Source organism: Mesorhizobium sp. ISC15, assembly GCF_037162615.1.
GTDB classification, from domain to species: Bacteria; Pseudomonadota; Alphaproteobacteria; order Rhizobiales; family Rhizobiaceae; genus Mesorhizobium; species Mesorhizobium mediterraneum.
The window spans coordinates 4,185,563-4,198,920 of record NZ_JAVSPX010000001.1; the positions used below are offsets into that span (position 1 = coordinate 4,185,563).

At 60.2% G+C, this 13,358-nt stretch carries 11 protein-coding genes and 1 tRNA gene; 7 read left to right on the forward strand and 5 right to left on the reverse strand.

Going from position 1 to position 13,358, the window contains the following annotated elements; all coding sequences use genetic code 11:
• Positions 1–13 precede the first annotated feature (13 nt).
• Together RPG13_RS20215 and RPG13_RS20220 are read right to left on the reverse strand one after the other, a co-directional pair.
• Complete coding sequence (locus tag RPG13_RS20215; RefSeq protein WP_337125797.1) at positions 14–1,180, reverse strand: D-alanyl-D-alanine carboxypeptidase family protein; 1,167 nt, start codon at positions 1,178–1,180, stop codon at positions 14–16.
• A 110-nt stretch (positions 1,181–1,290) separates the two neighbouring features.
• Positions 1,291–2,523, reverse strand: a complete 1,233-nt coding sequence (locus RPG13_RS20220; RefSeq protein ID WP_337125798.1) for a septal ring lytic transglycosylase RlpA family protein — start codon at positions 2,521–2,523, stop codon at positions 1,291–1,293.
• Positions 2,524–2,940: 417 nt separating this feature from the next.
• On the opposite strand from RPG13_RS20220, the gene RPG13_RS20225 reads away from it, so the two are divergent.
• Positions 2,941–3,030 (forward strand) — tRNA-Ser (locus RPG13_RS20225).
• A gap of 770 nt (positions 3,031–3,800) precedes the next feature.
• Here the strand turns inward: RPG13_RS20225 and RPG13_RS20230 are convergent.
• The 3 genes from RPG13_RS20230 to RPG13_RS20240 form a co-directional block, all read right to left on the reverse strand.
• On the reverse strand, positions 3,801–4,430 hold the full coding sequence (locus tag RPG13_RS20230) for a hypothetical protein (RefSeq protein ID WP_245467756.1): 630 nt from the start codon (positions 4,428–4,430) through the stop codon (positions 3,801–3,803).
• Between the two features lie 31 nt (positions 4,431–4,461).
• On the reverse strand, positions 4,462–5,421 hold the full coding sequence (locus RPG13_RS20235; protein ID WP_337125799.1) for a hybrid-cluster NAD(P)-dependent oxidoreductase: 960 nt from the start codon (positions 5,419–5,421) through the stop codon (positions 4,462–4,464).
• A gap of 90 nt (positions 5,422–5,511) precedes the next feature.
• Entirely contained in the window at positions 5,512–6,369 is an 858-nt protein-coding gene (locus tag RPG13_RS20240) for a LysR family transcriptional regulator (protein WP_292715368.1), read from the reverse strand.
• A gap of 133 nt (positions 6,370–6,502) precedes the next feature.
• On the opposite strand from RPG13_RS20240, the gene RPG13_RS20245 reads away from it, so the two are divergent.
• From RPG13_RS20245 to RPG13_RS20270, 6 genes are all read left to right on the forward strand, one after another.
• Positions 6,503–7,585, forward strand: a complete 1,083-nt coding sequence (locus RPG13_RS20245; protein ID WP_095488651.1) for an amidohydrolase family protein — start codon at positions 6,503–6,505, stop codon at positions 7,583–7,585.
• Positions 7,586–7,597: 12 nt separating this feature from the next.
• A complete protein-coding gene (locus tag RPG13_RS20250; RefSeq protein ID WP_023797723.1) occupies positions 7,598–7,951 on the forward strand; it encodes a Rieske (2Fe-2S) protein in 354 nt (117 codons plus the stop codon).
• Positions 7,952–8,065: 114 nt separating this feature from the next.
• Positions 8,066–9,673 (forward strand): ABC transporter substrate-binding protein, encoded by a 1,608-nt coding sequence (locus RPG13_RS20255; protein WP_337125800.1) that lies wholly within the window; start codon positions 8,066–8,068, stop codon positions 9,671–9,673.
• Between the two features lie 73 nt (positions 9,674–9,746).
• On the forward strand, positions 9,747–10,793 hold the full coding sequence (locus RPG13_RS20260) for an ABC transporter permease (RefSeq protein WP_337125801.1): 1,047 nt from the start codon (positions 9,747–9,749) through the stop codon (positions 10,791–10,793).
• Positions 10,790–11,674 carry an ABC transporter permease gene (locus RPG13_RS20265; RefSeq protein ID WP_095488653.1) on the forward strand — a complete coding sequence of 295 codons (885 nt, stop codon included), beginning with the start codon at positions 10,790–10,792 and terminating at the stop codon, positions 11,672–11,674. Before RPG13_RS20260 ends, RPG13_RS20265 begins: the two co-directional genes overlap by 4 nt.
• Positions 11,664–13,316 carry an ABC transporter ATP-binding protein gene (locus tag RPG13_RS20270; protein ID WP_337125802.1) on the forward strand — a complete coding sequence of 551 codons (1,653 nt, stop codon included), beginning with the start codon at positions 11,664–11,666 and terminating at the stop codon, positions 13,314–13,316. The genes RPG13_RS20265 and RPG13_RS20270 overlap by 11 nt, the downstream gene beginning before the upstream one ends.
• Positions 13,317–13,358 lie beyond the last annotated feature (42 nt).

Genomic DNA, 13,358 nt, shown 5'->3' on the forward strand with positions numbered 1-13,358 from the left:
CACCGCAACGGTGCTAACGCAGCCAGCCGACGGCCAGTTCCTTGACGGCGTCGAGCGCGCGCCGCGGCAGCGAGCCAACGCCAACCGATTCGGCCGCGAAAAGCGGCGTCTCCTGGCTCAGCGTATCACCGATCCAGACCCGCAGTGCACCCACCGGCTGCCCCTCCTCCACGGGCGCTGCAACCGGTCCGTCATAGACGATCTTGGCGGTCAGCTTGTCGCGGTTGGCGATGGGCAGGAAGATATTCACCGGCCCTTTTGCCTTCAGCGCCACGCCGGATTTCGCACCGCCGAAAACCTGGGCTTCGCCGACCACTTCGTCCTTGGCGAAAATCTCCGTCTTCTGGAAGGCGCGAACGCCCCAGTCGAGCAGCTTCCGCGCTTCCTCGGCGCGCTCGCGGTCGCTTTTCAGTCCGCTCATCGCCGCGATGATGCGGGCGCCATTGTGGCTGACCGAGCCAACGATGCCGAAGCCGGATGCCTCGCTCATGCCGACAGCCAAGCCGTCCGCGCCGATATCCATCGCCAGCAGCGGATTGCGGTTCCTCTGGATGATCTTGTTCCAGGTGAAATCCTTCTGGCCGTAGTAGCGATAGAGATCCGGGTACTCGCGCCAGATATGCAGGGCCAGAAGCGCGAGCTCCCGAACCGTCGTTTGCTGGCCGTCGGCCGGCAGACCGGTCGAATTGACGAATGTCGATTTCGCGAGGCCAATCTGCCTTGCGCGGTCGGTCATCTCAGTCGCGAAATTCGCCTCGGATCCGGCGAAGCCTTCGGCGATGATGATACAGCCGTCATTGGCTGCCTGGACCGTCACGCCCTGAATCAGGTCTTCAAGCCGGATCGTCGATTTGAGCTTGGCAAACATTGTCGACGTTCCGGATGGCGCGCCGCCCGTGCGCCATGCGTTCTCACTCACCGCGAATGTGTCGTCGAGCGTCACGCGCCCCGACTTGATGGCGTTGAAAACCACCTCCATCGTCATCAGCTTGGCCAGTGACGCCGGCGGCATCGGCTTGTCGGCATCCTTGGAAAACAGCACCGTTCCGGTTTCGGCATCGATCATGAAGGCCTGAGTAGCCTTGGTCTCGAAAAGCTGCGCCGCGGCCGGGGCCAGCGAGAGCAGCAGGAGGCCAAAACCCAGGAGCCCGGCGACAGGCGCGGCGAAGCGAGATTTCATGAGAGGTTCGACCTGTCAGCCGGCATTTGGGCAAGCTCTACAAGCTATCAGGCTTTGTCCCGGCCAATCAACCGCGCCACGGACAACTGGGCAAACTTCAGGTTTGCCGGTCAGTTCCGAACCACGAGCGCGTCCGGCGCGCCATGCGACCATGCCGCCTGCAGCATCTCGTCCAGGCTGCCATGGCCGTCCGGATAGAGATTGACCGAATACCAGTCCTTGCCTTCGAATTCGGAGCGCTGGATCTCAGCCTTGCCGAAGCCGGAAAGCTGGGTTGCCACACGCTGCGCCTCGGCGGCATCCTCAAACGAACCCGCCGCGATATAATCCGCGGGCGAACCGGCCGAAGGCGCTTGCCGCTTCCACGATTGAAGGATTTCGGCGGGCGACATGCCGGCGCCATCCAGCGCGGCAAAGACATTGGTGGCACGCTGCACGCGCTCGTCTGCATAAGACAGCGACGCCACGGTGAACGGCGATTGCGCCGGCAAATTGATTTCCGGGCGTTCCGGCACGATCGGCCCGAAATCGGGCAGCGTCACATTGCCAGCGGCCGGCGTCTGCGCCGACATGACAGCCTGTGCCGATGCGGAATTCGTCAACTGGCCGGGAAATGCAGCCGCGGCGGCGCCCAGCGCTGTGCTCGGCGATGGTCCATTCATGGCGATCATGACACCGGTCGGCAAGCCGTCCGACGGATCCGGCGCCCTGTTGCCGGGACTGTAGGAGGCCATCAGATACTGATCGTCACTGCCGTCAAGCGGCGCACGGCCGACATATTCGACCTTCACCTTTGCCGTGCCGATGTTTGCATAGTCGAGCATTTCGGCGGCACGTTTCGACACATCGATGATGCGCCCGTCATGGTAGGGTCCGCGGTCGTTGACGCGCACGATGACCGAACTGCCGGTCTTCATATTGGTGACTCGCGCATAGCTCGGCAACGGCATGGTCGGATGCGCGCCGGTCAGATGCGTCATGTCATAGACTTCGCCGTTGGCGGTCAGCCGGCCGTGGAAGGCGTCGCCATACCAGGAGGCGAGGCCCACCTTAGCGTAGCGCTTATCTTCCTTCGGATAATACCACTTGCCTCGCACCTGATAGGGCTTGCCCAACTGGTCGCGTCCGCCGCCACGCTGCAAGCCAGACTTCTTGAAGGTAACGCGCGGACTGGCCTTTACGCCATATTCGGATTCGGCAAAATATTCCTTGGAGCGAGGCTTCTTGTTGACCATCGCCTTCGGCTGTGGTGGCGCGGCGCAAGCCGCCAGCAAGGCAGCCGACAGGGCAAACAACGTGAAAGCGCAAGCGCGACGGAGATGCGGGCGCGCCGTGCTCTGCATGTTTCGATTGTCCCCTCTCAACAAAGGCACCGCAACTTGACTGTCGGCAGAGCTAAAAACCCCTCGACAAATGCCAGCGCCACCTTGATTCGCAATCCCTTGTGCACCGGAATTGCTTATCACCGTATTAACCGATTGTGGTCGGAACCGGGCGAGATTGTGGCACAAACCGCCCCGGCGATCGCTGTGAAAAACCACGGCCTTTCGACCTTCGGTGCAGAGTGCTGTTCGTCCTGCTTCAGTCCCGCCGTCGAGCATCCATGCTCTGCCGTTGGCAGGAACGGGTTATGGCCGGTTGACAGGACTTCGTCGGGCGCACTAGAGCAATGAAGCGAGAACGGTCTTCGGGCGGCGCAGCAGTACCAACAGGTACAGTTGAGATTAAGACGAGCATCCAAGTGATTGAAAAATCACGACGGAGGGATGGCCGAGCGGTTTAAGGCACCGGTCTTGAAAACCGGCGTGGGTGCAAGCCCACCGTGGGTTCGAATCCCACTCCCTCCGCCAGATGCACCCTGCCCCAACATTCTCCGCCTTGATCTAGCAGGGTCGAAACCCCGCGCAACTGCGGGCTTTTCAGGCAAAGCTTGCAACCGCGCCGCCGGATGTTTCCGTCGAATGATCGTTCTCTCGGCCGATATTCTCCAAAGCTGTCAACCTCGCACTTTTAGTTCTCAGGTTTAGAGGCGAACAATTTCAATTGTTTCGTGATATCGGGATTATGCGAAGTTTAGCAGATCATTCGCTAGGCGATACGGATCCCATGGCCCTCTTGGGCAATCCCAGCCTGTGACGGTGAAATGGCGCCGTGCGCTATTGCCTACGCTCAGCGCCAAGCAATCACCGTCCTGTTTGGGCCGAAAGCGGTCAGGCAGCTTCTAATCTGAGATGTAAGTGAGCAGACATTCAGCTCGGCGCAGGCTCGGTCCTAAGCTGAACCAATGCGGACCTTATGCCGGACCCTAACCCGGTGTAGAAGGCCGTGCTGGCCATTGGCGGGCATAACGGTGCTCAGCGAGCAAGCTGATGACCCCGAACAGGTCTTGTACTCGTTCCTTTTGAAACTCATGCATCATCTGGATCAACTTTAACGCCCCAGCGGTGAGCTGGCCACATTCGTCGGCTCATTGGGTAAGGGACAGAGCTGGAGTGCGAACCAGCACCGAACATCTGGACCGAGTCGGTGGGCTCTGGCGATTGCCGGTGCCGGTTGAGCCCTGCCTGCCAGGCGAAAAGCGGAATACCATCGGCGGTCTCTCGCCAGTCTTGGAATCCGATCAATCCGTCTTCCGCATCGCCTGCGCGATCAGTCCGCCGGCAGCCAAGCCCAGAGCAAGCGCGACATACGTGGCGGCGATCGAGCGCTTCGAAAGCACGGTCTCCCAGCCTGGGGTGAGCCGCTTCGGTACGACGAGATAATCCACGACGGCTGCAATCATGGCCACTGCCGAGGCATCGCGCAGCATCAGCAGCGGCGACCGCTGAGGGTTTCGGGCGAGCCAAGCCTCGAACGGAGCGGCCCAGAACATGGCCGAGGCATGGTGGGTGCCGAAGCCCACCGCAGTGTGTGCGAGGTCGGCTTTCCTGACCGCACCGGCCTTATCGCCGTGCAGCCAGTGGCTGGTGGCGTTGGTCGGCTGCAGTGCGGATTTGCCTTCGGCTTTGGCCAGAAGGGCTAGAACCGCCGCCGTCACAAAGCTTACGACCGTGCCCGTCACGGCCGTCGAAAGCCCCACATTCAAAAACCCGTTCACCTCAAACCTCCGCAAAACCAGTTCGCCCTCCTTTAATTGCCGAACCGAACCTCGGTTCCGTGTGTCGGCGATGCCGTGGCCTGAGCTGCTGGACCGCCCGCCGCTGGACAGGCCTGGCGCGAGGCAAGGCACAACCGGCTCGTGCGCGAGCACCCGGGCTTTCCATCAGGATTCGCAATGAGATTCAGAGATCGAGGCAAACAGTGCCTTGCGGCCGGCTGCAGCAGGCCAACACATAACCGGCCGCCTTCTCTTCAAGGCTGAGCCCTCCAAGGTCGTCCATCGCGACTTCACCCGAAAGCTTGACCGTCCGGCAAGTTCCGCAAATACCCTGCTGGCATGCGGTGGGAATGTGGAGCCCGCAATTGCGCGCCGCATCGAGCAGGGTCTCTTCGGGCGCACAAAGATGCTCTGCGCCGGACCGGGCGAAGCGGACGCGCTTAACGCCAGCGACAGCCGATTGCAGAGGCATGGAATTACCCACGGCGCCGCCGAAGCTTTCCTCGTGGTACTGCGAGGGTGCGATGCCGATCTCCGCGACACAGGTCCGAACCGTCTGCATAAACGGCTCGGGGCCGCAAACGTAAGACGTGCGCTGGTGAAGGTCCGGAGCCAGCCGCAAGAGCATGGGGCCGTCGATGCGACCCTTAGGGCCCTGCCACACCGAACCTTCCTGGCTGCAGATGAAGCTTACATTGACATTGGAGAATCGCGCGGCGAGCGCCTCCAACTCGGCGCGGAAGGCGATGTCGTCCGCCGTCCGAGCGCAGTGAATGAAACGGATGTCATGGCCAGATGCCCGGTCGGTTAGCGCCCGCAGCATCGACATAACGGGAGTGATGCCGCTGCCGCCGGAAAGGAAAAGCGGCTTCTCGCATGGTAGATCGTCGAAGTTGAAACGTCCGACCGGCCCTTCGATTTCAATGTCGTGGCCCGGCCGGAGATTGTCGTGAAGCCAGTTGGAAACAAGCCCGCCCTTCACCCGCTTCACCGTGATCTGCAGGTCGAGCGGTCGGGTCGGCGGCGAGGAAACCGAGTAGGATCTCGTTACCGTGGCGCCGTCGATCGTCAGGTGCAGTATCAGATATTGGCCTGCACTGAAGCTGAACATGTGGCCCGAAGCGGTGGAAATGTGCGCGTTCATCATTTGACTCTGGTTTGCCTCGGCCAGAATGGCAGCCGGGATACTTTCAAAAAAGTGGCAGATGTCGGCTTTACAATCGGGTATTTCGATCTAACTTTCCATGGACATAACAGCCAGATGGAGCGCGCGAATCCCTCTGCGGATGATCGGCTCATGCTTGCGGCGCGCCAAAATAGCGGTGTGAACCGGCTGCTGAAGCGCGGGCGCACCCTCTACCACAAAAGATGGCCGCTCGGCGGTATACCGCCGAGCGTCGTCACTGCGCATATAGCAAGTGCCACCCATGCGCCGCAGCATCGCTTCGGCGAGCGTTTCCGAGCCCATCGAAAGACGGCCTATCGCCAATTGCGGCAGCGCCTCGGCGTGGGCTTTTTCAAGCGCGACCGTGTAGCCTGGCCGGATGTACGTGTCCGGATTGACCTCCGACAGGATACTGGCCGCAGTAGACACCATCACATATTCTTCGACCATCAGAGGATCGTAGGCGATTTCAGGGAGGTATCTGGGCGCGTAGACCACAGCAATATCGAGGTTTCCCAAGCTCAAATCGGAAATCATCTGCGGCGAATAGTCGGATTCTACGTGAATTGACGATTTCGGCAGCACTTGGAACAACGTCTCCACCCAACCTGGCAATATCGAGCGCGTCATCCCGACCTGGGCAGCGACGCGCAAGGTGCCTTCGAACCGGTTAAATGCCCGCACGTCATGGCGGGCCTGAGACCATGTCGACAGCATGGCGCGCGCATAAGCATCAAAACGCCGCCCCGCCGCGGTCGGCTCGGCGCCGGCTCGTCCTCGCAGGAAGAGCTCCGAACCGATGGCCTGCTCCAGGTTCTTGATGCGGGTGCTCACTGTTGACTGCGTTACGCCCAAACGATCCGCAGTGCGGTTAAAATTTCGCGACTCCATGATGTCGAGAAAGGTCTCGATGTGATCCAGCTGCATGTCGCCTCCCAATCGAAAAACCCGATCGTATTAGCCCAAATCACAAGCTTGATCAAATAATGCCCAAGGCGGAAGCTGCCGTTGAAGAAGCCGGCTAGGTTAGCCGGCCTACCACGCCAGGGAGTTGGATAGGGTGTTCATAGTCGATTGCGATTGTCACAATTACTGGTCGAGCGCGACGGTGCTCGAGCCCTATCTTTCCGGCGTCTGGAAAGACATGTTCATGGAAGGCGAAAAAACTGGTCCGAGAGGCGCCTTCCCGCACGGGCACCGTCCCTGGTTTCACCCGCAGGACTTTTCCCGCAAGGATGTCAGGCCCGAGACCGAAGCCGACAATTATCTCATCATGAAGGAAAAGCACCTCGACAAATATAATATCGGGGCCGCCATCCTCACCGGCGACGAGCCGATAGAGGCTTCCACGCTAGCAAACCCATATTACGCTAGCGCGCTGGTCAGCGCCTATAACGACTACCAAATCGCCGAGTGGCTTCCCAAAGACAGCCGCTTCATGGGTTCGATCATCGTCGCGCCGCAGGATCCGAAGCTCGCAGCAGCCGAGATTCGCCGCCTCGGCAACCACCCCCGTATGGTCCAGGTTCTAGCCTCCCAAGGCTCGGTCAAACCGTACGGCGATCCCTTTTACCACCCCATTTTCGAGGCCTGCGCCGAAGTCGGGCTGCCATTTGCAATTCATCTGGGCGGTCATGGCGGCATAAACTGGAACGCGGTCGCGCCGGCTCCGACGACCTTTTTCTGGGAGACGCACGCAATTCTTCACATGTCGGCCTTGTCGCATGTTGCAAGCATGATCGCGCATGGCGTTTTCGAGAAATGGCCGGATCTATATTTCGTGCTCATCGAGTGCGGAGTGGCTTGGGTTCCGTCGGTATTGTGGCGACTGGACGCAGACTACAAAGCTCTGCGCAAGGAAACGCCGTGGCTGAAGATGCTGCCCTCCGAGTATTGCCGGCGCAATATTCGCTTCTCCACGCAACCACTGGAGCAGCCCGCGAACATTCAGCATCTCTGGTCCACTCTCGAAGCAATGGACGGCGAGAACACGCTGATGTTCGCCTCCGACTACCCGCATTGGGATTATGACGATGCCAACACGCTGCACATCCCGCCCGCCTGGAAAAGCAAGATCATGGGATTGAATGCGCTCGAGGTCTATAAACGCATTCCCCGCACGCAAGCGGCGAATGCCGCGTGACGGGAGCAAACCATGGCTGAGAAGACATACATTTGCCGCGTCGACGAAATCGAGACCGGAACTCCGTACATCGCCAAAATCCGCAGCCTTTCAGTCGGGGTTTTCCGCATCGGAGATTCATTCCATGCCTTGCTGAACGTTTGTCCGCACCGCGGCGCTCCGCTTTGCGAGGGACCGCAATGCGGAACCACGGCACCGGTCGACCAAGCGCAATTCATCTATCACCGCGAGAACGAAATCGTGCGCTGCGCCTGGCACGGGTGGGAATTCGACATAAAGACCGGTGCCGCTCTGGTCGACCCGGGCGTGCGTGCCCGAACATTCCCGGTCACGGTGGAAGCTGGTGAAATCTATGTAACGGCGTGAAATTTGCGTCAAACCGCCGGAAAAATCGAAAGGAGGCAAATCGGCTGAATCCACCAGATCTGCTCGATAAATGCCAACAACAAGAATGCGGGAAATCCGCAATGGGAGGAAGCAGTGTCGGAATCTGAATATAAACTGCGCTTAGCGCAAAACCTGATCGGCCGCGGCAAGGTTTCGCGCCGTGATTTCATCCATCTAGGGCTGGCGGCAGGCCTGACGGTCGTCGCCGCCGATATGCTCTTCGTGAGCGTGGCGCGGGCCGCACCGAAGCAGGGCGGCTTCGCCAAGCTCGGCATGGCGCATGGCGCGACGACGGATTCGATCGATCCGGCCGGCTATCCCGATACGTTCACGCAAACCGCCTTTTCGGGTGCCATGTCCAACAGCCTGACCGAGGTCGACGCGAAAGGCAGCATCCAGCCGGACCTTGCCGAGACCTTCGAGACCTCGGACGACGCGACAACATGGGTCTTCAAGCTGCGCAAAGGTGCGACCTTCCACAACGGCAAGACGATCACGGCGGACGACGTGGTCGCCTCTATGCAATATCATATGGGGGCCGACACCAAATCGGCGGCGAAGTCGCTGCTCGAATCGGTGACCAACATCAAGGCAGACGGCCCGGAAACGATCGTTTTCACACTAAACAGCGGGAATGCAGACTTTCCCTACATCATGAGCGACTATCACCTTGTCGTCATGCCTGCCAAGGACGGAAAGGCGGACTGGGAATCGGGCGTCCGGACCGGCGCCTTCGTGCTTGAGAACTTCCAGCCAGGCGTCTCGGCGAAGCTCAAGCGCAACCCCAATTACTTTAAGAACGGCAAACCCTATTTGGACGAGGTCGAGTTTATCGCCATCACGGACCTCGCCGCGCGTATGGCCGCGCTGTCAACCGGCGAGGTTGATTATATCGGCCGCGCCGACCTGAAAACGCTCGGCATGCTGAAGCGCAAGCCGAATATCGAGATCCTCGAGGTGACCGGCTACGGCCACTACACGCTGCCTATGAACGTGACGGTTGCGCCATTCGACAACCCCGATGTGCGCATGGCGTTGAAATGGGCCATCGATCGCGAGGAAATCGCGCAGAAGATTTTCCTTGGCCATGCAACTGTCGGAAATGACAACCCGATCGCACCGGCGATAAAGTTCGCCATCAATCCGGAGCCGCAGCACAAGTTCGATCCGGAAAAGGCGCGCTTCCATCTGAAAAAAGCGGGAATGGAAAATCTCAAGGTCGACCTTTCCGTCGCCGACGCCGCCTTCGCCGGCGCCGTGGACGCGGCCGCCCTCATCCGCGAGACGGCGGCCCAATGCGGCATCGATGTCAATGTGGTGCGCGAGGCCGAGGACGCCTATTGGGACAATGTCTGGCTCAAGAAACCGTGGTGCGCCTCCTATTGGAGCGGTCGTGCAACGGCCGACTGGATGTTCACGCAGGCCTACTCGGCGGATTCCAGCTGGAACGAGACGTTCTGGAAAAATGCCCGCTTCAACGAACTGCTGATCCAGGCACGCGCGGAGACCGACGAGGCCAAGCGCTCCGCGATGTATGCCGAAATGCAGCAGTTGACGCATGATGACGGCGGCGCCATCGTCCTGGTCTTCAACAATTTTGTAAGCGCCAAGTCCAAGAAACTGGCGCACGGCGAGCTGGCGCCGAACTGGGAGAATGACGGACTGAAGATGGCAGAGCGCTGGTGGGTAGCCAACGCGTGACGTTCGCCAGGCGAGGCCGCCCGCGGCGCAGGCGGTTCGCTCTTTTCAGGGGAAACGCTCGAAGGCACCGCCCATGAATCCGGTCGTTAGGACGGTTCTGCAGCGCCTGGGCCTCGGCCTGATCACGCTGTTCATCGTCACCATCATCATCTTTTCGGCGATTGCCATGCTTCCGGGCGATTTCGCCAAGGCTATGCTTGGGCAATCCGCGACGCCCGAGACGGTCGCCGCATTCCAGCGCGAGATCGGCATCGATCGTCCGCCGGTTGAGCGCTATTTCGCCTGGGTCGGACAGATCGTGCAGGGGGATTTCGGCTCTTCCTTCGCAAGCCGCACCGGCTACCGGCGCACGGTCGCCGAGATCATTGCGCCCCGGCTCTACAACACGATGTTCCTCGCCGTGATGACTGCCCTTATAGCGGTTCCACTCGCGCTGGGACTCGGCATTCTCGCCGCTCTCTACCGCAACAGCTGGTTCGACCGTGTGGTGAACACGGTGACGCTGACGACGATTTCATTCCCCGAATTCTTCGTCGCCTATATGCTGGCCTATCTCATCATCTCGCGCGACACGTTCATTGGAACCGAATTCGCACAATCCCTGCCCGAGTGGCTCGCGGCTTCGATCAACTGGGTCCTGAACCTGGTTCCCAAATTTCCGACACTGGCGAACATCAGCGACCGAACGCCGTTCTGGGAGCACGTCTGGCGCGCAGCGTTGCCGTCCATCACCCTCACGCTGGTGATTGTTGCCCATATGATGCGTATGACGCGCGTTGCGATTATCAACATGCTGGCAAGCCCCTATATCGACATGGCGCGGCTCAAGGGAATGTCGCCGATGGCAACCGTTCTCAGACACGCCCTGCCCAATGCCTGGGCGCCTATCGTCACGGTAATTGCGTTCAACCTCGCTTATCTCATCGTAGGCGTGGTCGTCGTCGAGGTGGTGTTCGTCTATCCCGGCATCGGCCAATTGATGGTCGATGCGGTGAAGTCCAGGGATGTTCCGGTCGTGCAAGCCTGCGCCCTAATCTTCGCAGCAACCTACATCCTGCTCAACCTGACCGCCGACATCATTTCCATCGCCACCAATCCGAGGCTTTTGCATCCGCGATGACCAGCACCGAACATGCCGTGGCGGTTCCGAGACAGAGGCGCACACGCGCCTCCCGGATAAAAACCGCACTCAAAAAGGCTCCATTCAGCGCTTGGTTCGGCATCGTGGTCATCCTTGGCTATGTCTTCGTCGCGCTGTTAGCGCCCTGGATAGCGCCGTACGGAGAAACGCAGGTTTTCACCGAGGCTTTCGCGCCTTGGAGCCAGGAGTTCATCGTCGGGACCGACCAACTCGGTCGCGACGTGCTCACCCGGCTGATCTATGGCGCGCGCAATACGATCGGCATCGCCTTCGCGACTACGCTTCTGTCCTTCGCGGTCGGCGTCACGCTCGGTTTGCTGGCCGCGATGTACCGGGGGTGGCTCGACCAGATTCTGTCGCGCGCGGTAGATGTGCTGATGTCGATCCCGAGCCTCATCTTCGCGCTGATGTTGCTATCCATCTTCGGTTCGTCGGTCACCAGCCTGATCCTCATCATCGCCCTGCTCGATTCGACCCGCGTATTCCGGCTGGCGCGCGCGGTCGGGCTGAATGTTGCCGTCATGGAATATGTCGAAGCCGCGCAACTGCGTGGCGAAGGGCCGAGATGGATTCTGACCAAGGAGATCCTGCCCAACGTACTGCCGCCGCTGATCGCGGAATTCGGCCTGCGCTTCTGTTTCGTTTTCCTCACCATCGCCGCGCTCTCCTTTCTCGGCGTCGGCATCCAGCCGCCGACTGCCGACTGGGGCTCGATGGTGCGGGAAAACGCTACCCTCATCACCTATGGCGACATCACTCCGCTCTTGCCGGCAGGCGCCATTGCCCTTCTCACGGTCTCGGTGAATTTCGTTGTCGACTGGTTCTTGCATGCGACAAGCGGGTTGCGCGATGAAAAGTAAGAATTCTGGCCAACGCGAAAAGGGCACGAAACTCCTCAGCGTTCGCAACCTTCACGTCGAAGGGTTTTCCGACGAGCGCTGGCATCCGATCGTTCGCGGTGTGGATCTCTCGCTAAACCGCGGTGAGGTTCTCGGCCTCATTGGCGAGTCCGGCGCCGGAAAGTCCACCATTGGGCTTGCCGCGATGGGATATGCCAAGCCAGGCTGCCGGATCACGCAAGGATCCATCCTGTTCGACGGGGTCGACCTCCTCGCCATGACGGAAACCGCACGGCGGCGGCTCCGAGGCTCGCGCATCGCCTATGTCGCGCAAAGCGCGGCCGCTTCCTTCAACCCGGCCCATCGGCTCCTCGATCAGACCGTCGAAACGGTCGTGGCGCACGGGATCGCCAGTCGCGAGGCAGCGAATCGGGATGCCATCAAACTTTACCGGCGTCTTCACCTGCCGGATCCGGAGACCATCGGCTTCCGCTATCCTCACCAGGTCTCCGGAGGACAGTTGCAGCGGGCTATGACGGCGATGGCTATGGCCTGCCGGCCCGACCTGATCATCTTCGACGAGCCGACGACGGCGCTCGATGTGACCACACAGGTCGAGGTCCTCGCCTCGATCCGCCAGATTGTCGAAGAATTCAACACTGCCGCGATCTACGTCACGCATGATCTGGCCGTGGTTGCGCAGATGGCGGACCGGATCATGGTTCTGCGCCATGGCCGTACTGTGGAGGAGGCCGAAACACGCCAGATGCTTGCCGCGCCGGCCGAAGACTATACGAGGACGCTCTGGGCGGTGCGAAAGCTAGCCAAACCCGAAGTGCCGGCCGCGGACCATCTGCTCACGATCGATAACATCACCGCCGCCTACGCAGGGAAAGTCAAGGTTCTGCAGGATGTATCGATCAAGGTGCCGCGCGGACGGACGGTAGCGGTCGTTGGTGAATCTGGTTCCGGTAAATCAACGCTCGCCCGCGTCATCACCGGCCTGCTGCCGCCGGTCTCGGGCTCGATCTCATTTGCGGGGCATCGTCTGTCAAGAACACTGAAAGAGAGGCCCAAAGACATTCTGCGCCGCATTCAGATGATCTACCAGATGCCTGACAACGCGCTCAATCCGCGTCAGACCGTCGAGGAAGTCATCTCCCGGCCACTCGAGTTCTATCTCGGCCTCAAAGGGGGGGCGTGCGACCGCCGGGTTGGCGAACTCATGCACATGATCGAGATGGACGAAAGCTTCCTCGATCGTCTGCCGAGCGAACTCTCGGGCGGTCAGAAGCAGCGCATCTGCATTGCCCGGGCGCTGGCTGCTAATCCGGAGCTCATCATCTGCGACGAGGTGACCTCAGCCCTCGACCAGATCGTACAGGAAGAGATCCTGAAGCTTCTTATGCGGCTGCAACAAGAATTCGGAGTCAGCTACATTTTCATCACGCACGACATCGCGACGGTGAGGGCAATCGCCGACGAAATTGTCGTCATGCATCAAGGCAAAGTCGTCGAGCAGGGGCTCAAGACCGAAATCCTGACGCCGCCGCATGCTCCGTATACCGAACTGCTTCTCTCCTCCGTGCCGGAGATGGATCCAGACTGGCTGACGAAGCTGCTGGAAACCCGGGAGCGCAAGCGGGTCGGCGCGGCGAACTGAATCCCAACGTATTGACCGCTTGGCTCCATTTCTCGCGCGAAC